At 69.5% G+C, this 22869-nt stretch carries 19 protein-coding genes; 3 read left to right on the top strand and 16 right to left on the bottom strand.

Annotated elements, in window-relative coordinates; translation table 11 throughout:
* Nucleotides 1-5: 5 nt before the first annotated feature.
* From ACFY60_RS06950 to ACFY60_RS06900, 11 genes are all read right to left on the bottom strand, one after another.
* Entirely contained in the window at nt 6-1151 is a 1146-nt protein-coding gene (locus ACFY60_RS06950; protein WP_388608457.1) for a restriction endonuclease subunit S, read from the bottom strand.
* Entirely contained in the window at nt 1144-2664 is a 1521-nt protein-coding gene (locus tag ACFY60_RS06945; protein ID WP_388608455.1) for a class I SAM-dependent DNA methyltransferase, read from the bottom strand. Before ACFY60_RS06945 ends, ACFY60_RS06950 begins: the two co-directional genes overlap by 8 nt.
* Nucleotides 2664-3545, bottom strand: a complete 882-nt coding sequence (locus ACFY60_RS06940; RefSeq protein ID WP_388608454.1) for a nucleotidyl transferase AbiEii/AbiGii toxin family protein — start codon at nt 3543-3545, stop codon at nt 2664-2666. The genes ACFY60_RS06945 and ACFY60_RS06940 overlap by 1 nt, the downstream gene beginning before the upstream one ends.
* Entirely contained in the window at nt 3542-4141 is a 600-nt protein-coding gene (locus ACFY60_RS06935; protein WP_388608453.1) for a hypothetical protein, read from the bottom strand. The genes ACFY60_RS06940 and ACFY60_RS06935 overlap by 4 nt, the downstream gene beginning before the upstream one ends.
* Nucleotides 4142-4224: 83 nt before the next feature.
* Nucleotides 4225-6684 (bottom strand): EcoAI/FtnUII family type I restriction enzme subunit R, encoded by a 2460-nt coding sequence (hsdR, locus tag ACFY60_RS06930; protein ID WP_388608450.1) that lies wholly within the window; start codon nt 6682-6684, stop codon nt 4225-4227.
* A gap of 578 nt (nt 6685-7262) precedes the next feature.
* Nucleotides 7263-7787, bottom strand: coding sequence for a hypothetical protein (locus ACFY60_RS06925; RefSeq protein ID WP_388608448.1), 525 nt, complete (start codon nt 7785-7787; stop codon nt 7263-7265).
* Entirely contained in the window at nt 7784-9250 is a 1467-nt protein-coding gene (locus ACFY60_RS06920; protein WP_388608446.1) for a hypothetical protein, read from the bottom strand. The genes ACFY60_RS06925 and ACFY60_RS06920 overlap by 4 nt, the downstream gene beginning before the upstream one ends.
* Before the next feature lie 25 nt (nt 9251-9275).
* Nucleotides 9276-9716 carry a hypothetical protein gene (locus tag ACFY60_RS06915; protein WP_388608445.1) on the bottom strand — a complete coding sequence of 147 codons (441 nt, stop codon included), beginning with the start codon at nt 9714-9716 and terminating at the stop codon, nt 9276-9278.
* A gap of 209 nt (nt 9717-9925) precedes the next feature.
* The gene (locus ACFY60_RS06910; RefSeq protein WP_388608442.1) at nt 9926-10855 is read right to left on the bottom strand and encodes a phosphorothioated DNA-binding restriction endonuclease; all 930 of its coding nucleotides are present in this window, start codon (nt 10853-10855) and stop codon (nt 9926-9928) included.
* 263 nt (nt 10856-11118) lie between these two features.
* A complete protein-coding gene (locus ACFY60_RS06905) occupies nt 11119-11421 on the bottom strand; it encodes a hypothetical protein (protein WP_388608440.1) in 303 nt (100 codons plus the stop codon).
* A gap of 70 nt (nt 11422-11491) precedes the next feature.
* The gene (locus tag ACFY60_RS06900; protein WP_388608437.1) at nt 11492-11926 is read right to left on the bottom strand and encodes an Lrp/AsnC family transcriptional regulator; all 435 of its coding nucleotides are present in this window, start codon (nt 11924-11926) and stop codon (nt 11492-11494) included.
* A gap of 98 nt (nt 11927-12024) precedes the next feature.
* Here ACFY60_RS06900 and ACFY60_RS06895 point away from each other — a divergent pair, with 98 nt between their 5' ends.
* The gene (locus tag ACFY60_RS06895) at nt 12025-12960 is read left to right on the top strand and encodes an SMP-30/gluconolactonase/LRE family protein (RefSeq protein ID WP_388608435.1); all 936 of its coding nucleotides are present in this window, start codon (nt 12025-12027) and stop codon (nt 12958-12960) included.
* 7 nt (nt 12961-12967) lie between these two features.
* Here the strand turns inward: ACFY60_RS06895 and ACFY60_RS06890 are convergent, their stop codons facing one another.
* Both ACFY60_RS06890 and ACFY60_RS06885 read right to left on the bottom strand, forming a co-directional pair.
* Nucleotides 12968-15025: a phosphocholine-specific phospholipase C gene (locus ACFY60_RS06890; RefSeq protein ID WP_388608433.1), complete on the bottom strand. Its 2058-nt coding sequence runs from the start codon at nt 15023-15025 to the stop codon at nt 12968-12970.
* Nucleotides 15026-15307: 282 nt separating this feature from the next.
* On the bottom strand, nt 15308-15724 hold the full coding sequence (locus tag ACFY60_RS06885; RefSeq protein WP_309054730.1) for an organic hydroperoxide resistance protein: 417 nt from the start codon (nt 15722-15724) through the stop codon (nt 15308-15310).
* A gap of 122 nt (nt 15725-15846) precedes the next feature.
* On the opposite strand from ACFY60_RS06885, the gene ACFY60_RS06880 reads away from it, so the two are divergent.
* Nucleotides 15847-16329: a MarR family winged helix-turn-helix transcriptional regulator gene (locus tag ACFY60_RS06880; protein WP_388608431.1), complete on the top strand. Its 483-nt coding sequence runs from the start codon at nt 15847-15849 to the stop codon at nt 16327-16329.
* A gap of 22 nt (nt 16330-16351) precedes the next feature.
* Here the strand turns inward: ACFY60_RS06880 and ACFY60_RS06875 are convergent, their stop codons facing one another.
* The 3 genes from ACFY60_RS06875 to ACFY60_RS06865 are packed head-to-tail and all read right to left on the bottom strand — an operon-like array spanning nt 16352 to nt 19295.
* On the bottom strand, nt 16352-17842 hold the full coding sequence (locus ACFY60_RS06875; RefSeq protein ID WP_388608429.1) for an MFS transporter: 1491 nt from the start codon (nt 17840-17842) through the stop codon (nt 16352-16354).
* Nucleotides 17839-18474 (bottom strand): NAD(P)H oxidoreductase, encoded by a 636-nt coding sequence (locus tag ACFY60_RS06870; RefSeq protein WP_388608427.1) that lies wholly within the window; start codon nt 18472-18474, stop codon nt 17839-17841. The genes ACFY60_RS06875 and ACFY60_RS06870 overlap by 4 nt, the downstream gene beginning before the upstream one ends.
* A 35-nt stretch (nt 18475-18509) precedes the next feature.
* On the bottom strand, nt 18510-19295 hold the full coding sequence (locus tag ACFY60_RS06865; RefSeq protein ID WP_388608425.1) for an SDR family oxidoreductase: 786 nt from the start codon (nt 19293-19295) through the stop codon (nt 18510-18512).
* Between the two features lie 124 nt (nt 19296-19419).
* Here ACFY60_RS06865 and ACFY60_RS06860 point away from each other — a divergent pair, with 124 nt between their 5' ends.
* Entirely contained in the window at nt 19420-22827 is a 3408-nt protein-coding gene (locus ACFY60_RS06860) for a BTAD domain-containing putative transcriptional regulator (RefSeq protein WP_388608423.1), read from the top strand.
* Nucleotides 22828-22869 lie beyond the last annotated feature (42 nt).

The following is a 22869-nucleotide window of genomic DNA, read 5'->3' as shown; positions in this document are numbered from 1 at the left end:
GGCAGTCACAGCTGACCAATAAATGCCTCATTGAGGATCGACGGCCGTAGTGCGTCGAGGGCCGGCTCCGAGTAGGCGGCGTTCAGCCGCTCGGCGAGAGCATCGAGCGTGCGAGTGACCCGATCCTGCATAGGGCGAGGAGGCAGGGGGAAGGTCAGCTCCTCGAACCGCTTGCGGCCGAGGGTGCGATTTCTCTCTGCTCCTGCGGAGCACGCAGAAGCGATAAGAGCTTGACCCTGCTTACTCAGCAAGAAATGTCGCAGATAACTGATGTTAACTCGGTTGTCTATTGGTAGGTAGAAGAAGAACCTATTGGACGCGATGTACCCCATGTCCTCGGAGCGTGTCACTGAAATACCGCCTTCCCAGGCCATGAGGTTGCTGAGCGCAAGAGCATTTTCAGGGAAAGTGAAAAAGTTGAGCTTGCTCAGATCCCGACCAGCCGTGAGAGGATGCCGAATGAACCCCCTACCGAAAGATCGGATTCCGATATTGCGGTACTCGGTATCGGGGTCGATTTTGATCGGAGTCCGCTTGAATTCGATCACGTCACTCACTCGAACGTTCTCGGTTGCCGACTCGATAGTGGAGGTGATAAGCGACGCCGCTAGGCTTGCCTGAAGGGTAGTCATCTTCGCGCGCAGAGCTCGCACGCTGTCGACTCGACCCAGAGAGGCATCCAGCTTGTCGGCGATGCGGCGCTGCTCATCAATATGGAGGATGGGAACCCACATTTCTTCGATTGCGTCCCGGGGGAGTGTCTGATTTCTTACCGTTGAGCCGGTGGATGCGCCAGCGACGAGAGCGCGACCTCGATCAGACTGGAAGAAGTAGTTAAGGTACCTAAGGTCGATATCTCCAACCGCTCGGTAGCTAAGGAAGCGACTTGACCCAACGCATCCCTGCTCTGCTTCGCCGGAGAGCGCAATTGCACCTTCCCATGCCATGATATTGCTAAAAATTAGCCTATCTGGATGAACTTCGAAGTAGCGTAGCTTGCTAAGGTTAGCTCCGGTGACGGTGTCGCGATGGAAAATTCCCCGGCCGAACGATCTGATTCCAATCTGCGTATACTCGGTGTCTTGGTCAACCTCAATCGGAATGCGTTCCAGTTGAAGGACTTCACCCAGCTGGACAGAATCATTACCCATGGCTTCCAAGCTCCGCCCTGAGCTCACCAAGCAGCCCTAGAATCTCCTGTTCCGTTTTGATCAACTCGTCTATGAGCTCGTTTGGTGCACGGTGGGCGAGCTCGTCACCGATGTGGGGGTTGGTCAGGTCGAGATTGTATCCGTTTGCCTTGATCTCCTTAGCCGAGACCTTCCATGCACGCTCGTTTTGCTCCCGCCCTGCCCGGCCTTCGCCGCCCCACCAGTTGACGCAGGCGGTGAACTCCTCGTATCGCATGGGTTTGGTCTTGCTATAACCGCGACGTCCTTCCGGCAGCGGGATCTCGTAGAACCAGGTCTCCTTCGTCGGTCCTGTCTTCTCGAAGAAGAGTAGGTTCGCTGGGATCTGGGTGTACGGGGCAAAGACGCCCTGTGGGAGCCGGACCACAGTGTGCAGATCGCATTCTCGCATGAGTTTTTCTTTGACCTTGGCGCCGACCCCGCCGCCGAAGAGCGAGCCGTTCGGTAGGACAATCGCGCAGCGACCCCCAGGCTTGAGGCGTTCAATCACCGAAAACAGGAACAGCCAGGCTGTCTCCTGAGTGCCGACGCCGGCCTTCTGGAACCGTGCGGCTACTGACTTCTCTTCCTCGCCACCGAAAGGCGGGTTGGTCAGGATGACGTCTACGCGGTGCCGGGGGCTGCTTTCCTCGCGCATCCGCACAAGTGAATTAGTGCGGATTACATTTGGGACGTCAATGCCGTGCAGTAGCAGGTTCATCATGCCCAGTAGATAGGGCAGCGGCTTCTTCTCAAATCCCCGGATGTTGCGATGTAGTTGGGCTACCTCCACTTGGGACTTAGGTAGCTCGCGCAGTTCGTCGTAAGCCTCGACCAGGAAGCCGCCAGTCCCACATGCCGGATCGAGGATCGACATGCCCAGCTTCAGGAACGATTGCTCGACCATGAAGCGGATCACAGGGCGGGGTGTGTAGAACTCGCCCGAGTCACCGGCGGCGTCGCGCATCTCTTTGAGGATCGACTCGTAAACGTACGCCATCGTGTGGATGTCGTCGGCAGACTCGAAGCTGATGTCATTGACGACATTGACCAGGTCACGCAGCAGGACGCCGGAGAGCATTCGGTTGTGGATCTCCTGGAAGATCGTGGAGATCACATTACGCGGGTCGCCCTCATCGTCACTGCTCAGCCCGCGCAGGTAGGGGAGGAGCTTGGTGTTCACAAACTCTAGGAAATCGTCTCCCGTGAACTCCGCTTTGGCGCCCCAGCTTGCCCAGTCGTACGGGACCTCGATAGCGGGTTCGTAGTCGAGGTTTTCAGCAGCCCGCTCCTGCTCCACGCACACGTCGAACGCGCGGAGGAAAAGAATCCAAGACAGCTGTGGCAGTCGGTCGAGGTCGCCGTTGAGGCCCGCGTCTTTCCGCATGATGTCGCGGGCCGACTTGATGGCGGACTGCAGCTGTGCGCGGGTCTGCTTCCTGGGCTGGGCAGGTACGTCGATGGCCAGTTGGCCAGCCGCGTCCTCGATGGGCATCAGAGTTCCGTTCCGGTGGTGTCGGCGACAGCCTTGCCCCAGAAGGTGCGCAATAGATTGAGCGCGGCGTCCAAGGAAGGTGCGGTTTCGGTCAGTCCGTAGGCGAGAGACGGATAGGTTTCGCGCCATACAGGTGGTGGATCAGGGAGAGCGTGGGGTAAGGAGTGCGTGGCCCGGACGGTGAATACATGCCGGACCACGTCATGCAGTTCGCGATCGGGGTTCAGGCCAGTCTCGATCAAGAGGACAAGATCGGCGAGATCCTTGACACGGGTGTTGGGGCGATCGCCGTAATCGCGGGAGAAGGCGTGCAGTTTCTCGGCGAAGTGCTGGCGCCGGTCCACCGCCTCGATTGTGCGCGCCGGGATGCCAGCGAAGTCCAGGACCCCGAGTAGCGCAAGAGGTTCGGTCGTCGCCACCTCCTCACCACGAGCCGCGACGTCCAGCCGGATGCCGGCGAACGGCTTGCCTGCCAAACGGGCTTCCACGGAAAACCGCCACGCAGGCCGCCCGCCCGCATCTGCGGCGAGGGCTACCGGCGGGGCGATACGGAAGGCGAACCAGTCCCCATCCGGATCTTCACCCAGGGCGTCGAGCAGGGCGTCACGTACGGTGTCGCCGTTCAGATCCGTGGCCCTTACGGCAAGGTCGAGATCCTTGGTTGCCCGCGCCCGGTCACGCAGTCGGAATTCGAGCGCGGCACCCCCCTTGAGGATCCACTCACCCTCCGAGTCAGCCGACAGGCGGGTCGCTAGCCGGTCGAAGACAACACGTCGGCGCAGACGGCCCAGATCAGTACCATCCGCGTCGGATTGCCTCTTCAGTCTGGCCTCCAGAGCCCGGCGGAGCGCAGCGGCATCCTTGTAGCCGTTCTCCTTCACGACAGCTCCGCTCTCAGGGCGCGTTCCACGCCCAGCTCGGCTCGGGCGCCCAGCTCCTGAGCGGCATGGAGCAGGCGGCGGCGGCTGGACATCCCCCGCTCCAGGACATCTGCGACAGCCGAGTCGATCACATCCTGATCTACGGCCGCGGCGGCGCACTCAACGATGGCCCGCACTGGAGTAGTGACCCGAAAACCCTCGTGCTGCTCAACTTCGGACTCGGTCAGAGGCGCACGGTGCAGAACGACGGCGGGATCCTTCTGCCGGAATCCTGGCGGCACGGTCAGATGGACCTCGGAGGGGTTGGCCGTTCCTAGATCATGGACGGCCAGGGCGGTGGTGTGGGAGATGATCGCGCGGCCACGGCTCCACAGCGACCAACGGACTAGGCTGTCCGTTTCGGAACTGGGCATGTGCTCGTACTCGCGGAACCGGTAGATGCCTCGGTCGACGCGGGTCCAGTTCCGGTGTCGGACATGGAAGTGCTGCGCCTGGTACGAGTAGCCGGCGCGGAGTGCCTGGGCGGCCGTAAAGTAACCGCGCTGCTCCACGGCTAGCCGCCATAGCAGGTCACGTGGGGTGTCGTCGCTGAGCACACCACTACTATAGCGGCCAAGTTCCTCCTATTTTCTTTGAGGTTTGCGCAAACCGTCTGCATGAAACTAAAAGTATGGTGGAGTTACGCGACATCGAAGACGCGTTTGCCCAGCTCGTCGATGGCTTCGTGCATGTGCTGGACTCCGCCGAAGTGGTTCGCCAGCTGGGTGACTCTTCCCATCTGCCGGAACGGTGGCACCCGCAGTGCGCTCGCCGAAAGCTCGGACGCACCTTGTTCGGTGAACCTGTCCAAGAGGGCGTCGAGTATGGCTCGGGCCTGAGGGGCGAAGCCGCCCAGGAAGTCCGCGTGCTCACGCCGTACCCGATGTGCCCGTTCTGCCCGGCTGACGAGCGGAAGTTCCCACGCCGCATTGATCAGGAGATCGATCGGGTCCGCTTCCGGGTGATCCAGCTTGCGAAGCAGGTCCTCCTCGGTGATGGAGTACTGGTCGCTCAGACGCTTGCGCAGTGCCTCGCGGCTCTTGACCGTCGCCCACTGGGTGCGCAGGTCGGTCGGTGACAGGTTGAGCTCCAGGACTTGGTCATGCACGATCTCGCGGTAGCGGACGAGCTTCAGGGTCTTGCCGTCGGACTGCAGCTGGTAGTGAACGTCGTTCCAGACAAAGACCGTGACGCCGTTCACGTAGATGCGGCGCTTACTGCTTTGGATCGCGTCAGCCTCATCCTCATCGGTCACGAGATAGCCGTCGACGTCATCTCGCAGCAGAGCCCCAGCCTCCTGTGACTCGAAAGTTGCTGTGGACTCGGAGACCTCCTCGGCTTCGCTGTCCGGCGTACCCTCATCGCTGGCGCTGCCGATCAGTGCGCCCTGCTCGTCCGCCTGGTCATTGACGATGCATAGCGGCGGACCGTCGAACTCCGGGTCGTTGAAGAGCATCGTTGCGTCGACGAAGTCGATGATGTCGAACGAACCCTTCTCGATGTCCAAGCACAGTCGTGTGCCCCGTCCGATGATCTGCTTGAACTGAGGCATCGACACGATCCGGCGAAGGATCACGATGTTGCGGACTGAAGGAATGTCCACGCCAGTTGTCAGCATCTGGCTTGTCACGGCAATGACAGGCTCGTCCGTGTAGTCCTTCCGGAACCGGTCCAAGTGCTCCTGGCCGGCTGAACCATCGGCGTCGGTGATCCGGCACACGTAGTCCCGAAATTGCGCCACAATGTCCAGGTTTGCCTGATTCAGTGCCGCAACCATCCGGTGCGCGTGATCGTTGTTCTCGCAGAAGACAATCGTTTTCCCCATGCGGTTGGTCTGGTGTAGATAGTCCGTGATGTAACGCGCCGCCTCGGCAGTGCGCTCCTGAATGGCGAGGGCCTTCTCGAAGTGTCTCTGTGTATAGACCTTGTCCGGAATCTCGTCGCCATCGACGTCGAGCTGGCCAGGCTCAGGCCGGAAGCCTGTCAGGTCGACGTTCAAGTGCACCCGGCGCACCCGGTACGGCGCGAGGAAGCCATCTTCGATGCCGTCCTTGAGGGAGTACTCGTAGACGGGTTCCCCGAAGTACCCGAAGGTGTTGCGCTCCTTCTCCTGAACGGGAGTGGCCGTCAGTCCGAGCTGAGTTGCCGGTTCGAAGTACTCCAGGATCGCTCGCCACTTCGACTCTGTACTGGAGCTGCCTCGATGGCACTCGTCGACGATGATCAGGTCAAAGTAGTCTGGCGAGTACTGGGTGAACAATGCCTCCTCGTCGCCGCGCTCGCTCTCCAGGGACTGGTACAGGGCGAAGAAGATCTGCCGTGCCCGTTGGGCGCGACCTCCGCTGATCTTATGCACGACATCCCCGAAGACTGGCTCGAAGTAGTCGTCCTTCGGCTGGTCAACGAGGATGTTGCGGTCGGCGAGATAGAGGACGCGGGGCTTCTCGCCCCCCTTCCAGGAACTGCGCCGCAACTTTGACACCAACTGGAACGCCACCATGGTCTTCCCTGTGCCGGTGGCGAGCGTGAGCAGGATCCGCTTCTGTCCCCGGGCGATAGCCAGGAGAGCCTGATTCACGGCGCGGCGCTGGTAGTAGCGCGGGCGCTTCGGGGTCAGATCGATGGTGTTGCGTACCCTGTTGTCGAACGGGGCGAGCACGAACTCGCGCGCCAGGTCGGACGTGATCTCCTCGTCCCTGCAGTACCTGGCCCAGAGCTCCTCTGGCGACGGGAACCTAGGGACCTTGTGGCGGTTGCCACCGATCTCGATTTCCCAGATCTCCAAGCCGTTGGTCGCGTACGCGACCGGCAGTCCGAGACGTGTCGCGTACCGCTTGGCCTGCTCGATACCTGCGGCCACATCGACGCTGGTCCGCTTGGCCTCGACCACCGCGATGGGGACATCGTCGCAGTACTCCAACACGTAGTCCGCCACAAGGGCGGGCCCCCGGCGATGCCTACGGACTGAGGCGATCATCTTGCCGTCGTTGATGGGATATTGCTCCCGAACCTGGTCCTTGCCCCAGCCCGCTGCCGACAACGCCGGCACGACCAAGGTCCGACACGTCTCCTGCTCGCTCATCCCCGTTGCGCTCGCCATAGAGAGTATTGGTACAACAGGGGTACGACACATGCCACATGATTCGGTCGCTCGGCCCTGGGCGGCGAGCAACGTCGCGTTGGAAGAGTGATCCGCTGCCCGCGGGTTCGAGGGTCCCTTCCAAGCTGGCGCGATGAGTTCTCGGCGTGGGTCGAGTCCTCGGGCGAGGCGCTGTTTGGACGCCGTTTGGACACAAGGGTAGGAACGAACCGGCAAGGGTGGGCAAGCTGTAGGGGGCTCTACCCTGCCTGACCAGCCAAAACGGCAATCTTGGGCACTGGAAAGCAAAGGCCGCCAAGATCCCCAAAGGACTCATAATCCGTCGGCCGTGGGTTCGAGTCCCACCCGCCCCACCAAGAAAAACGTTGCGACCTGCGCGAACGCCCCCGGAAGGGGGCTCCCGCGCACTGTGATCGCCTCGCATGGGGGTGGCGTACGGCGCTATGCCCGGCTTTGCCGGGCCCGTGCCCCCTCGGTCTGGGGCTCTGGGTGAAGTCTCGTTGTGCAGACACGGCGATGATCCCACGGTGATCCCGCGTCTCCCGTGTGTGACACGCCGCACACGGTGCCGAATAAGCTCAGTAGGCCGCCAGGTAGACCCGCACGCGCTTCCCCGCCACCTCACCGATGTGGATCTCGATGCCCTGGATGTGGCGCCTCCTCGAGTCGCCGACGCAGGGCGGACACGCGCTCGTCGTCCGCACGCTACCGAGCTCTTGCGGTGGGGTGAGCCCGAGATGCTTGAAACCGTCTCCGCTCAACGACGAGGACAACCGGCTTCTTTTGGCCAAGGGGTAGTCGGGGCGCAGGTCCCTGGTGATCGCCTCCGCGGCCTGCTCGCTCGTGACGAAGGACAGCAGGTAGATGTTCTCCTGCGGCTGGACCCGCACAGCCCCCTTCACCTCCGTGGCCCCCTGGGGGACCTGGATCTTCATGAACGCCGCCGTCTCTTCGGCGTCCGCTCCCTTTTCCCAGCTGGGGGAATCGGCCGAGCGGGCGACCTGGCCCGAGGACGCGGGCGTACAGGCGCCCAGCGTCAGCCCTACGGTGAGAGCGGCGGCCGAGGCCAGCATGAGGACTCGCTCGGAACGGCTGAACCTCATCGGTTCTTCTCCTCGCCTCGGGACACGTCGCCGCGGGTGCCTTCGCGGCCCTGCCCCTCCGGAGTGACGGCCGGAGCTGCGGAGCTGTTGAGATCGTGGTGGTGGGTGGCACTGCTGCCGCGCATGTCGAATTCCTGGCCGAAGCCGACCTTGTGCAAACGGCCCATGTCGTCATCCGAGATGTGGATGAGACCTTCTGCGAAGGGCGTGGACTTACCGGGGTCCCAGTTGTAGCGGTCCCAGACATTGACCTGGTAGTCGAGTGAGACGTCGGGTGCGCCGCCGTGAGGGGCCGGGGAGACGGTGACGTACCCCGAGACGTTGTGCGCGTTGGCGCCCACCGCGTGGAACCACTCATCGCTCTTCAGGTTCGTGTGAGTGGTCCTGCTCTCGATCGGGACGACCACGGCCTTGTCCCCTCCGGCCCTGTGGAATTCGTGCAGCGCCCGCTGCCGCCACGCGTCTTGGTTCGTACTCACATGCTCGTTCTTGATCTCCGTCCGGAAGTCTGAGTCGTCGGCCAGCATCCGGTCCACGTCGAGGTGGAGCGTTTCACCAGTACCGCGCAGGTAGTGCAGCATGTTGCGGGAAGCTCCGGTCTGTCCGATGGCGTCGCCGGCCGTCGCGATGGCCAGGGCCCGGGCGTGGAACCACAGGTCCTCAGGGGTGGGGTCTTCCGCGTCGAACCGGCCGGAGCCGGCGTCGACGGAATACCACTGGTACTGCGGGTCCATGATTCCTGCCGCCCGCAGCTCGTCGCCCCGTTCCTGGAGCAGGATGCCGCGCGTGACCGGGGCGAGGCTCTGCCACCAGGCGGGAACGTCCTTGCGGTCCTTCGGCATGTTGGCGGCCTTGCCGGCCTCCTCAAGGGACGGGTAGCGGTTCGCCTGAGGGTTCCGGTTGAAGCCGTTGAAGGTGCCGTCCATGGGGTCGGCGTCGAGGACGGCGGCATCGAGGGCCACGCGGATGCCGTCGTCGGCGTCGGTGACCGCCCTGACCGCTTGGACGAGCTTTTCGGCCCACTGGTTCACCCGGGTACGGGCGGTCTGCCGGAAGTCGGGGTCGTGAGCGAACACCGTGCGTTCGGCCTGCGTGAGTCGTGCGGTGTCCAAGGAGACGCTGCCCTGGTCGGAGACGCACATACCGGCCTCGACGGCCTCGTCACGGATCGCCTTGACCCGGTTGCACAGGTCGGTGAGCTGCGTGTGTGCGTCACGGAGGACGGCGGCGACGGCCTTCGCCTCCTTCTGCGCCCCCTGGAGTTCCCGCAGGGTGATGGCGAACCTGTCGCCGGCGGCCTGGGCGCTCAGGCCGATCCAGGCTTCGCCGAGCGAGACACCGTGGACGTCCTTCTCGTACCGCTCCTCCAGCGTCTTGAACCCGGTGGCCATCTCTTCCCACCTGCTCGCGGCAGTGGTGAGTATGGACAGGTCCGTCGTCAGGACCTCGTGATAGGTCGGCATGTCTCCCCTCGAACCAGCCGGCTGGTCAGATGCCGTCGATCCGTGACTGCCGAGCCAGGCGCGCGGCGGTGTGACGTTCGTTGCTCTGGAAGCTGATGCCGGTCGCGCTCAGGGCATGCCTCTCCGAGGCCAGGCGTCCGAGCAGCATCCTGACCTGTTTCTCCCAGGTCTCCTGCGCCCTTTTGAGCGCGCCGGACGTGTCCCAGCCGTGGCCGTCCCTCGGCCCGAACTCCTTGACCGCCGCGTTCGTGGCCTCTGCGGCATGCTTGCCCTCCCGGGTGACCCCTGGCTCCAGGTCCTCACCGATCGCCTTCGCCGCCGCCTTCTTGGCCGCCGGGCTGGATGCCATGTCCGGCCTGCCCGCGCCTCCGCCTCCCACTCCTGGGACGACCTGGTTCAGCCGCATCGGCGCGGACTGCTGGTCGGTCGCGTCCGCCTTGATCCGCTCCCATTCATCCCAAGCCATGGATCCCCCCTGATAGTCCCTCAAGTAACTTACGGATCCGGAATCGCGCACGGAAAGTCTGATTCGGCCGAGTTGACGGGTGGCTGAATCCCCCCGGCCACCGCACCCTCCCGATCGGGACGCCGCCCACCACCGTCGGCCAGGCGCTGCCCTTGCCGGGCCGGACCGGTCCGCCCCTCAACCGCTGTACGGTCGGTGCCGGTGGGGCATCAGCCCACCGTCTGGGTTCCCGGGCGCTTGAAGACCTGGCGGCCGTGCCAGAGGACGAACCGCGGGTCGACGGTGGGGCGGCCGGGGCGGGGCCGGGCGATCGGTTGGCCGTGGAGGCCGTCGACGGCCTGGCCGGCCGGGCCGCGGGCGACGTACAGCTCGGAGACCTGGATGCGCAGGTCGGGCAGGAGCCCGAGGACGCCGAGGTCGAAGAGGGTGTGGTGCAGCGCGCACAGGGCCAGACCGTTGTTCACCTCGTCCGGCCCGTCCTGGCTGTGCCAGCGCACGTGCGCGGCCTCCAGCCCCACGGGGTTGCGGCCGAGCGCACCGTCGAAGCCGCAGAAGGCGCAGGCGAAGGCGTAGGCGTGCAGGACCTCCTCGGCGAACCCGGCGCGGCGCCGACGCTTCTTCCGCTCCGCCGGGCCGGGTGCCGCGTCGCCGGCGCCCGAGATGAGATTCAGCCCTACCGCGTCGCAGATGGGCGCTTCCAAGGCCGGAGTGAAGTGCTGCTCAAGAAGGAGGCGTACGGCAGTAATGAGCGTCCCCGGCTCCGCCAGGAGCCGCTCCACATGGGGCCGGAGCCGGCCATGGGCGCCTTGGGAGCGCAGCAGGCCGCCGCGTTCCGGAGCATCCGGTCCGATGGCGTCGCCGCGCGCGTCCCGCAGCTCCCACAGCGCGCGTTCCAGGTGCACGAACGGCATCGCCGCCCGCTCCCGCGCCCGCGCGGGACTGGTCACGGCCGGCCCGAAGTCGTTGATGAGCCGGCTCACCGGCTCCTCCGCCTCCTCGTACGAGACGGCCGTGCTGCCCGTCTCGACATATCTCCCCAGCAGCCACAGCACGAGCAGCGGCTTGTGCGGCGCCCGCCGCCCCCCTATGTTCGCCTGCCGCAGCGCCGCCAGTGCCCGCATGAACTCGTCGCGCGTCAAAGAACCTCGCCCCCTGTCCGATCCGTCTCCCTGTGCGCCGTGATTCTCGCAAGTGCCGCCGTGTCGGCTTCGGTACGGCCGTGCGCGGGATGCGACGGCGACCCCACCCGTCACGTCACCGGTCAGTACGCGGCCAGGTGGACCCGTACGCGGTTCTCCGAGGCCGCGCCGAGGTGGAATCTCGATGCTTGGACGTGGCCCCGCCGTGCGTCGCCGGGGCACGGCGGACACGCACCCGTCGTCCGCTTGCCGCTCGGAGCCCGTCACCCGGAAGCCGTCGCCATCGCCATCAGGAGCCCCATGGCGAAGGGGAGGAGGGCCAGGGCGAGCGAGAGGGCGGCGGTCGTGGTGCGGGTGAGGCGGTAGCGGCGGTGGTGGGGGAGGAGCCAGGAGGCGGTGAGCAGGGTGGGGGCCAGGACGAGGAGGGGGGTGAGGCCGCCCTCGGTGGCGAAGAGGGCGAACAGGCCGACCATGAGCGGCAGTCCGGGGAGGGTCGCGAACAGGGGGGCCTTCCACCAGGTGGGGTCGGCGTCCTCGGTGAGGGTGAGGGTGGGGAGCGCGGTCATGAGGGTCAGTCGACCAGGGGGCGGGGAGGTCCGGTATCCGGGGGCGTACTCAGGAAGCGGGTGGCCGTACTCACGGCGTGACCGGGCGTTCGAAGAAGGTTTCCAGGACCACCGTGGCACGGGTGCCGTTCACGCCGTCGATGGCGTAGACGCGGCGCAGCACGTCCTGGAGCTGCTGCGTCGTCTCCGTGCGGACCTTCAGGAGGACGGAGGCGCTGCCGGCGATGACGTGGGCCTCCAGGACTTCGGGGAGGGCGGCGAAGCGCTCGCCCGAGTCGCCCATCCAGGCCGTCGAGTCGACCATGACGAAGGCGAGCACACCGCGTCCGAGCGCCGCCGGGTCGACATCGACGGAGGTGCGGCGGATGACGCCGCGTTCGCGCAGCTTGCGGACCCGTTCGTGGGTGGCGCCCGCCGAGAGGCCGACGGCCCGGCCGAGCGCCGCGTACGGCGTGGAGGCGTCCTCCTGGAGGAGGGCCAGCAGGTGTCGATCGGTGTCGTCCATCGGATCTCCTTCGGTGTTTTCCTTGATCTGTCGTACTCCATTCTGCCTATGCTGTGATCATCGGAGCAATCTTCGGTACCACACGAGGGAGTGACGGCATGTCAGGCGAGCGGCCGCAGGTGTACGAGATCCTCGACGACCGGTTCCGTACGGGCCGGTGCCACGCGGGGGACTCCCGCCTGGAGGTGCTGTACGAGGGCTGCCGCTGGGCCGAGGGCCCGGTGTACGTGCCCGCCGGGCGGTACCTGCTGTGGAGCGACATCCCCAACGACCGGCTGCTCCGCTGGGACGAGACCACGGGCACGGTCGGTGTCTTCCGTTCCCCCGCCGGCCACCCCAACGGCAACACCCTCGACCGCGAGGGCCGGCTCGTCACCTCCGAACAGGGCAACCGCCGGGTCACCCGCACCGAGCACGACGGCTCGGTCACCGTGATCGCGGACCGCTTCCAGGGCAAGCGGTTCAACAGCCCCAACGACGCGGTGGTGAGGTCGGACGGCTCGATCTGGTTCTCCGACCCCGATTTCGGGATCACCTCCGACTACGAGGGCCACCGCGCCGAGAGTGAGATCGGCGCCTGCAACGTCTACCGCGTGGACCCCGCGAGCGGAGAGGTGCGGCTCGTCGCCGACGGCTTCCGGGGCCCCAACGGGCTCGTCTTCTCGCTCGACGAGAGCCGCCTGTACGTCTCGGACAGCCGGGCCAACCACATCAGGGTCTTCGACGTCCGCGACGACGGCACCCTGGCCGGTGACCGGGTCTTCGCGGAGTGCTCCACGGGCAACTTCGACAACATCCGCTTCGACGACGGCGGCCGGCTCTGGGCCGCCGCCATGGACGGCGGCGTCCACTGCTACGACCCCGACGGCACGCTCCTCGGCCGCCTCCTCGTCCCCGACGTCGTCTCCAACATCCGCTTCGGCGGCGCCAAGCGGAACCGCCTGTTCATCACCGCCGACACCACCCTCTACTCCCTCGTGATGGGCGTCACCGGCGCCCCGGCGCTGCCGGGGCGCACGGCGGTGCAGCAGTAGGGACAGGTCAGTACGTGAGCAGCCCCGGGTCCGAGCGGCCCGGGGCGCCGGTCTCCACGTGGCCGGCCAGGCGGCGCAGGAAGTCCGCGGTGGTGGCGGAGGTGACGGTGACGTCGTACCAGCGGTGGCTCGCGGCCAGGTCGAGCGTCAGCCGGACCGTCGCGCCGCGCGGGACGGTGACCGTCTGCGGGGCGCCGGCGTAGGCGTTCGCGACGGTGAGGCGCGCCTCGGCCGTGGTGGGGTTGGTGAAGGTGAGGTCCAGGTTGCCCGTGGTGGCGTTGTGGCGGGCGGTGACCTCGGGGCAGGCGGTCTTGCCGGGGCTGCGGAAGCGGCGCAGGAAGCCGTTGGGGCCGTGGACGGTGAGGTCCGTGAGGCCCTTGGAGTACGTGGTGTTCCAGGTGTCCGTGAGCGACTTCCCGGCCTCCGTCGTGTACGTCCAGGGGGCGTCCGTGCGGTTCGCCGAGGTCACGTAGAACTGGGCGCCCGCGGCGGGGCCGCCGCCGAACGTCAGCCGGTACGTACCCGCCGCCGTGTCCGCCGCGCCGTCGACGTACGGGGCGTACCGCAGCGGCCGGGTGGGCTTGGCGCCCGGTTCCTGGCGGGGCATCGTGCCGACGGCCGGCGCGGTGGCGAGGAAGTCGGGATGGCGGTCGCGGTCCGGCGGGTAGTAGCCGTCGGTCGGCGGGAGCGGGGCCGCCCCCGGGTCCGTACGCGTGAAGTCGAAGGCGGAGGTCAGGTCGCCGCAGACGGCGCGCCGCCAGGGTGAGATCTGGGGCTCCTGGACGCCGAAGCGGCGTTCCATGAAGCGGATGATCGAGGTGTGGTCGAAGGTCTCGGAGCAGCTGTAGCCGCCCTTCGACCAGGGGGAGACGACGATCATCGGGACCCGGGGGCCGAGACCGTACGGCCCGGCGACGTACCCGGTCTTCCCGGGGAAGTGGTCCAGCGCCGTCGGGGTGGTGGAGAGGCCCTGTGCGGAGGAGGCGGGGACGTAGGGCGGGACGACGTGGTCGAAGAAGCCGTCGTTCTCGTCGTACGTGAGGAACAGGGCCGTACGGGCCCACACGTCCGGGTTCGAGGTCAGCGCGTCGAGGACCTGCGCGATGTACCAGGCGCCGTAGTTGGACGGCCAGTTGGAGTGCTCGGTGAAGGCCTCGGGGGCCGCGATCCAGGAGACCTGGGGCAGCCGCCCGGCCTGGACGTCGGCGCGCAGGATGTCGAAGAAGCCGTCGCCGGCCTTGGCGTTCGTGCCGGTGCGGGCCTTGTCGTACAGGGGATTGCCGGGCTTGGCGTTCCGGTAGGTGTTGAAGTAGAGGAGCGAGTTGTCCCCGTAGTTGCCCCGGTAGGCGTCGTTGATCCAGCCCCAGTGGCCGGCGGCGTCCAGGCCGTCGCCGATGTCCTGGTAGATCTTCCACGAGATCCCGGCCGCCTCCAGGCGCTCGGGGTACGTCTTCCAGTCGTAGCCCGCTTCGGCGTTGTTCAGGACCGGGCCGCCGCCGGTGCCGTCGTTGCCGGTGTGGCCGGTCCACATGTAGTAGCGGTTCGGGTCGGTCGAGCCGATGAACGAGCAGTGGTACGCGTCGCAGATGGTGAAGGCGTCGGCCAGCGCGTAGTGGAAGGGGATGTCCTCGCGCGTCAGGTACGCCATCGTCGCGGGCGTCTTGGCCGGGATCCACTGGTCGTACCGGCCCTTGTTGAAGGCCTTCTGGCCGCCCGCCCAGTCGTGGTTGAGGCCCTGCAGGAACTCCATCCCGAGGTCGTCGCTCGGCGGCCGGAACGGCAGGGTCACCTTGCGGCCGTCCGACTGGTTCCAGACCGACTTCCCGCTCGGCAGCGTCACGGGGCGCGGGTCACCGAAGCCCCGTACGCCCTTCATGGCACCGAAGTAGTGGTCGAAGGAACGGTTCTCCTGCATGAGGACGACGATGTGCTCGACGTCCTGGAGCGTGCCGGTGGCGCCCTGCGCCGGTATGGACGCGGCGCGCGCGATGCTCTGCGACAGCGCGCTGAACGCGGCGGCGCCGCCGGCGAGTTTGAGGAACCGGCGGCGGTCGAGGTCGGCCATGGGGGGTGTCCTCCGGAGGGGTAGGGGAGCGGGGCGTACGTCGGTCGGTGCGGGTGCGGTCCGCGTGCGGATGGCGCGGGCCGCCGGGGGTGCGTTCCGGCGGTGCGGTCCGTGGCGGGGCGACCCAAGGACAGCCCCCCGCCGCCACCGCCCGGCGGCCGTCCCATGACTGCCCGCCGTACGGCCGGCGAATCCCTGGTGCCGTTCTCGTACCGGAACGACGAGAACCCCCGGCGCACCGCACGGTGCGCCGGGGGTTCTCCCGGGGGAAGCGGAGCCTGGTCACTCCACGACGAGCTCGACCCGGATGTTGCCGCGCGTGGCCTTGGAGTACGGGCAGAAGGCGTGGGTCTTCTCCAGGAGGGTCCGGCCGGCCTCGCCCTGGAGGTGGTCGGGGAACTCGGCCCGCATCACGACCGCCAGGCCGAAGCCGCCGTCCGCCGGGTCCTTGCCGATGGAGACCTCGGCGGTGACGGAGGCGTCCGAGATGTCGATCTTCTCCTGGCGGGCGACCACGCCCATGGCGCTGGCGAAACAGGCCGCGTAACCGGCCGCGAAGAGCTGCTCCGGGTTCGTGCCCTGCCCGTTGCCGCCGAGCGCCTGCGGGTGGGCGAGGGGGAGGTCGATGTGGCCGTCGGAGCTGACGGCGCGGCCCTCGCGGCCGTTGGCGGTGGCGACGGCGGTGTAGATCGCGTCCATGGGGTTCCTGTTCCTCTCGGCGGGGTGACCGGTGCGTCCGGAGTGCTCCCTCATTGATAGCGCACTATTCGGTTGTGCACAACTCAATCGTGCGTGATGGGTGGTCGCGTATCCTGGAAGGCATGGAGACGCTCGACACCGTCCCGGACGGAGAATTCCTCCGCCTCGACCACCAGATCTGCTTCTCGCTGCACGCCGCCACCCGCGCCTTCAACGGCGTCTACCGCGAGGCGCTCAAGGACCTCGGACTCACCTACCCCCAGTACCTGGTCATGCTGGTCCTCTGGGAACACGGCGAGCTGCCCGTCAAGGGCCTCGGGGAACGGCTCCGGCTCGACTCCGGCACCCTGTCGCCGCTGCTCAAGCGGCTGGAGGCGGCCGGATACGTGGAGCGGCGGCGCAGCACCGAGGACGAGCGCTCCGTCACCGCGCGGGTCACCCCCGCCGGGGCGGAACTGCGCGGGAAGGCCCTCGGCGTGCCCCGCCGGATCGCCGCCGCCACCGGCCTCGACCTCGCCGAGATCGTCGAGCTCAGGGACCGGCTGAACGCCCTGGCCGCCCGGCTCGACAGCGTCGATCCGGACGGTCTCAGGACGTGCGGGTAGGACCCTCCCGGGGACCCGCCCCTCACCGGATGCGGGGCACCCCGCGCAGCAGGACCAGGACCAGGGCCGCCGTCACCAGGGCGAAGGCCGCACTCAGCGCGGACGCCGCCTGCAGCGCCGTCGTGAACGCCTCCCGGGCCGCCGCCAGCAGCTCCCCGTCCCCCGCCACCGAGGCCGCCGCGCCCACGCTCTCGCGGGCCGCCGCCGGCGCATCCGCCGGAACCGCGCCCCGGTAGACGGCGACGGCCGCGCTGCCCGTCACCGCGATCCCGAGGGCGAGCCCCAGGTCGTACGCGGTCTGACCGGTCGCCGCCGCCGCGCCCGCCTTCTCCGGCGGGGCCGCGCCGACCGCCAGCGCCGTGCCCAGGACGCTGATCGGCGCCACGCCGAACATGATCACCGCGAGCCCCAGGGCGGCCACGGCCACCCCGGAGGCCAGGGCGAGCGCCGCGTACCCGACGAGCGACACCAGCAGCCCGCCGGCGAGGACGTACGCGGGCCGGACGCGCCGTGCCGCCCACGGCGTCACCTGCGAGCCGGCGATCAGGCCCGCCGCCCCCGGCAGCAGCCACAGCCCCGCCTCCAGCGGCGGCAGCCCGGCGACCGCCTGGAGGTACTGCGGGACCAGGTACTCCACCCCGTTGAGCGCCGCCATCCCGAGCAGCAGGGCCAGCAGCGCGCCAGTGAAGGCCCTGCTCCGGAAGAGGCGCAGGTCGAGCAGCGGGGCCTCCAGGCGGTTCTGCCGCCGGACGAAGAGGACCGAGAACGCCGCGCCGAGGACGAACGCGCCCGCCGCCTCCCCCGTCGGGCCGTGCGCCGCGAGCGACTTCACCCCGTACACCAGCGGAAGCACCGCGAGCAGGAAGAGGACGACGCTCGCCGGGTCGAGCCGCCCCGGTCGCGGATCTCGGTACTCCGGCACCAGTGCGGGAACCGCGACCAGCGCCACCAGCATCACCGGCAGACCCATCAGGAAGACCGAGCCCCACCACCAGGAGGCCAGCAGCACCCCGCCGATCACCGGACCGATCGCCAGGCCCACCGAGAGGGCCGTCACCCACATGGCGATGGCCGTCGCCCGCTGCCGGGCGTCCGCGAACATATGGCTGATGAGGGCGAGCGTCGACGGCAGGACGGCCGCTCCGGCCACCCCGAGCAGGGCGCGGGCGACGATGAGCGTCCCGGCGTTCGGCGCGTACGCGGCCAGGAGCGAGGCGAGCAGGAACCCGGCCGAGCCCGCCATCAGCAGCCGCCGCCGTCCGTAGCGGTCCCCCAGCGTCCCCATGACCACCAGCGTGGCCGCCGTCAGGAAGCCGTAGATGTCGGTGATCCAGAGCAGCTGGGCGCCGCTGGGCCGCAGGTCGGCCGAGAGGTACGGGGTGGCGAGCCACAGCACGCCGAGGTCGGCCGTCATGAGCGTGACCGGCAGCAGGAGGACCGCCAGGCCGAGCCACTCGCGCGCCCCCGCCCGGGGCGGAGCGTCCACGGGGACGGAAGGCGTCGTCGTGCTCATCGTGCGAGCACCCCTCCCGGTGTCTCGGCCAGCTTCGCGGCCAGGGCGCGCTCCGCCTCCGCGAGCACCGCCGCCACCCGCGCCGGACGGAGGCCGGAGGAGACCGCCGAGAGCTCGGTGCCGTGGAGGACGTGGACGGTGGCGTCCGGGATGCCGCACACAGCCGAGAGGCCGACCCGCAGCGTCGTGTCGAGCAGCGTCTCCATGCCCATGTGCCGGATCTCCTCCTCCGTACCGCCCATGAGGCCCAGCCACAGGAGCCGCTTGCCCGCCAGGCGGGGACGGCTGCGCCCGTAGGCGAAGCCGTAGTTCCACACCCGGTCGATCCAGCCCTTGAGGATGGCGGGGACCGAGAACCACCACACAGGGAAGACGACCACGATGTCGTCGGCCATGAGCATCCGGTCCATGTGGTCCAGGACGACGGGGGAGTAGACCTTCTCGCGGTCCTCCCAGTCCGGCTCGTCGTCCGGCCGGAGGGCCGGGTCGAACCCCTCGGCGTACAGGTCGAGTACGTCGACGGTGTGGCCGGCCTCGTCGAGCCGGGCGCGCACCCGGGCCGCGACCTGGGCGGTGAGCGAGTCGGAACGGGGGTGGGCGAGGACGAGCAGGGTGTGGCGGGCGGGCGTCATGTCGACTCCTTGGAAGGGGGAGGGGAGGGCGTGGGTCAGAGGCCGAGGCCGGAGCCGCCGCTCGCGTCGATGTTCTGGCCGGTCACCCAGCGGGCCGCGTCGGAGGCGAGGAAGCCGACCACGTCGGCCACGTCCTCCGGCTGCCCCACCCGGTCGAAGACGGAGAAGCCCGCCGCGTGCGCCTTGGCCGCCGGATCGGCCATCCACGGGTGGATGTCGGTCTCGATCGTGCCCGGCGAGACCGCGTTGACCGTGATCCCCCGGGAACCGAGCGTCTGCGCGAGCGTGAGCGTCAGGACCTCGACGGCGCCCTTCGACGCGGCGTACGAGGTCATGCCGGGGAAGGCGACCTTGGTGACGCCGGAGGAGATGTTGACGATCCTGCCGCCGTCCCGCAGCCGCTCCAGGCCCTTCTGGATGATGAAGAACGGCGCCTTGGCGTTGACCGCGAAGACCCGGTCGTAGTCCGCCTCCCCGACCTCGTGGATCAGGCCGGGACCGGCGATGCCGGCGTTGTTGACGAGGATGTCCACACCGTCCGCGTGCACGTCGAAGGCCCGCCACAGGGCCTCGGCGTCGCCCGGGACGCCCAGCTCGGTCCGGAGGGCGAAGGCGCTGCCGCCCGCCGCCTCGATCGCGGCGACCGTCTCCTTCGCCGCCGTCTCGTTGCTCGCGTAGTGGACGCCGACCCGGGCGCCGTCGGCGGCGAGCCGGAGGGCGATCGCCCGGCCGATGCCCCGGCTCGCTCCCGTGACGAGGGCGGTCCTGCCGGCGAGCGCCTTGTCGTTCGTGGCCGTGCGGTGCGTGGTCGTGCTGCTCATCGTCGTACTCCCTGGGTGCCGTTCCGTGCTGACAGGGACGACTCTGCGGGGTGGCTGTTCGGGTCCGGTTCGGGCCGCGTTCGGGTCCGGGCCGGGGCTGTTCGGGCCGGGTTACGGTGGGCCCATGCGATTCAGGGTGCTGGGGGAGACGGCCGTGCGGACCGAAGACGGCCGGGCGGTACGGGTCCCCGAGCGCAAGGTGCGCACCCTGCTCGCCGCCCTGCTGGCCGACGCGGGCCGGCCTGCCGCCGTCCACCGGCTCGTGGACGCGCTGTGGGGCGACGAACCGCCCGGCAACCCCCCGCGGGCCCTCCAGGCCAAGGTGTCCCAGCTGCGCCGCGCCCTGGAGGAGGCGGAGCCCGGCGGCCGGGAACTCGTCGTGAACCGGGCCCCCGGATACCTCCTCGCCGTACCCCAAGGGGCCCTGGACACCCACCTGTTCGCGGAACTGACCGCCCGCGCCCGGGCCGCCGCCGATCCGCGCGAGCGGGTCCGCCTCCTCACCGAGGCGCTCGGACTGTGGCGGGGCCCGGCGTTCGCGGACTTCGCGGACCGGCCCTTCGCGCGGGCCGCGGCGGACCGCTGGGAGGAGGAGCGGCTCGCCGCCCGCGAGTTGCTCGCCGAGGCGCGCCTGACGCTGGGCGAAGTGGACGCCGCCGTGGCGGAGTTGACGGAACTCGTCACCCTTCATCCGCTGCGGGAACGGCTCAGGGCCGTCCACCTCCGGGCGCTGTACCGGGCCGGACGCCAGAGCGACGCGCTCGCCGGGTACGAGGAACTGCGAGCCCTCCTCGCCGGGGAGCTCGGCCTCGACCCGAGCCCCGAACTCGCCGCCCTGCACACGGCGATGCTCCGCCAGGACCCGGAACTCTCCGCGCCGGTGCGGGTGTCCGGCCCCGCCCCGGCGTCCGGGCCGGTCCCGCCGTCGGCCGCGCCGTCATCCGTCCCGCTCGTTCGGCCGCCCCTTCCGTCACCCGCCCGGCCGGCCGAGGCGCGCGGGCCGGGGCCTCGGGGCAACCTCCCCGTACCCCTGACCGGGATCGTGGGGCGCGAGAAGGCCGTGGAGGAGGTACGGGCGCTGCTGCGGGAGCGGCGGCTCGTCACGCTCACCGGGCCCGGCGGCGTCGGCAAAACCCGGCTCGCCGTGGAGGCGGCCGCGCGGCTGCGCGAGGACTTCCCGGACGGGGTGTGGCTGGTCGAGTTCGCCGGTGCGGGCGGCGCGCTCGCCGAGGTGGTCGCCGCCGCGCTCGAACTCCGCGACGGCGGAGCCTGGGGGCCGCTCCGGGGCGAGGGGCGCCCGCCCACCACCGCCGAACGGCTCGCCGAGGTGCTGCACGGCCGTCGCGTCCTGCTCGTCCTGGACAACTGCGAGCACGTCGTCGACGAGGCCGCCTCCCTCGCCGAACAGCTCCTGCGCACCGCCCCCGGCCTCACCGTCCTCACGACCAGCCAGGAACCGCTGGCCCTCGCCGGCGAGACCCTGTGGGCGGTCGAGCCCCTCGACCCGGAGGGCGCGGCCGAACTCTTCGTCGCCCGGGCCACGGCCTCGGCGCCCGGCCTCACCCTCGACGACGAGGCGCTGGAGGCCGTACGGGCCGTGTGCCGCCGCCTCGACGGCATCCCGCTCGCCCTGGAACTGGCCGCGACCCGCGTCCGCGCCCTCGGGGTGCACGGGCTCCTCGAACGGCTCGACGACCGGTTCCGCCTGCTCGACGCGGGCCTGCGCGGCGCCCCCGTCCGGCAACAGACCCTCCGGGCCGTCATCGACTGGAGCTGGGAGCTGCTCGGCGACCCGGAGCGGACCGTCCTGCGCCGCCTCGCCGTCCACGCCGAGGGCTGCACCCTGACCGCCGCCGAGGAGGTCTGCGCGGGCGACGGCGTGGCCCCGGAGGCCGTCCTCGGGCTCCTCGCGCGCCTCGTCGACCGCTCGCTCGTGGTCACCGTCGACGGCCAGGACGGGCCCCGTTACCGGCTCCTCGAATCCGTGGCCGCGTACTGCCTGGAGCGGCTGCGCGACGCGGGCGAGTGGGAGCCGGTCCGCGCCCGCCACCTGGCCCACTACACGCGCCTGGCCGAGTCGGCCCGTTCGGCCCTGCGCGGCCCCGCCCAGCGCCGCTGGCTCGCCCGCCTGGACGCGGAGACCCCCAACCTCAGGGCCGCGCTCGACCGCGCCCTCGACCTGGACGACGACGGCCCCGCGGCGGGTGTCCCTGACGCAGGCGGTACGGGACCGGCGGGGGCCCTGCCCGCCCCCGGCGCGTCGTTGGCCGCGACCGCCCGGCCGGACGCCACCCCGCAGGCGGGGGCGGCGCTGCGGCTCGTGGACGCGCTCGCCTGGTACTGGGTGCTGCGCGGGCGGCTCGGCGAGGGGCTGCGGTCCGCGACCGCCGCGCTCCGCGCGCCCGGCGCCGACGCACCCGGACTCGCCCGTCTGCGGGCGCGCGTGGAGATCTGGCGCACCGGGCTCGCCGTCATGGGCGGCGACGGCACCGACCGCGCCCGCCGCATCGCCGAGGCCCTCGCCGCGCACGACGCCACCGACGACGAGGAGGGCCGCCCCTGGGCGCGCTGGTTCCTCTCCCACGCCCTCTGCGGCACCGGCGGCCAGGTCGAGGGCGCCGGTCTCACCGGCCGTGCGCTCGACGGCTTCCGCGCGGCGGGCGACCGGTGGGGCGAGGCGGCGGCACTCGCCGACCGCTCCGTCCAGCTCCTCCTCCGGGGCGACCTGGCGGGCGCGGAGGCCGACGCGGCGCGCGCCGACGCGCTGTTCGAGGAGCTCGGGGACGCCTGCTGCCGGCTCTGGACGGTGTACCCGCTGGCGACGGTCGCCGAGGTCCGCGGCGCGTACGAGCGGGCCGACCGGCTCAAGCGGGCGGGCCTGGCGGCGGCCGAGAGCTTCGGGCTCACCACCGAGGTGCCCGACCTGCTGGCCGGGCTCGGACGCACGGCCCTGCTGCGGGGCGACTTCGCCGAGGCGCGGGCCTACCACGAGGCGGCACGGGAGCGGGCCGCCGAGGTCGGCTTCCGCGCGGCCGAGATCAACGCGGTCCTCGGGCTCGGGCTCGGTGCCCGGCGCGAAGGGAGGACCGCGGAGGCCGAGGGGCACATGCGGGAGGTCCTCGACTGGCACCGGTCGGTCGGCCTCGACCACGCCAACGGGCTGATCCTGGCCGAACTGGGCTTCTCGGCGCTCGCCCGCGGCGATCTGGCGGAAGCCCTCGCGCTCCAGACCGAGGGATACGCGACGGCGCTCGCCTCCGGGGACCCGCGGGCGGTCGCCCTCGCCCTGGAGGGGCTGGCCTCCGTGCTCGTCCCGGTGGGCCGCCCCCGGGGCGCGGCGCTCCTGCTCGGCGCGGCGGCGGCACTGCGCGCGTCGACGGGAGCGCCGCTCGCGCCGGCGGAACGCACGGACGTCGACCGCGCGGAGGCGGCGGCCCGCGCCGCCCTGGGCGAGCCCGCCTTCACCACCGCCTCCACCCGGGGCACCGCCCTCCCGGCCCGCCTCGACCTGCCGGCCCCGGCCGGGTCCTGACCGTACGGCTGCCTCCGGCCCAGGGCGGCGGGCGGGGCCCGG

Source organism: Streptomyces sp. NPDC012827, from assembly GCF_042900905.1.
In the GTDB taxonomy this organism is placed as follows: Bacteria; Actinomycetota; Actinomycetes; order Streptomycetales; family Streptomycetaceae; genus Streptomyces; species Streptomyces gulbargensis.
Note: the sequence above shows the minus strand (reverse complement) of the source record. Positions and strands in the feature narration are given on the sequence as shown.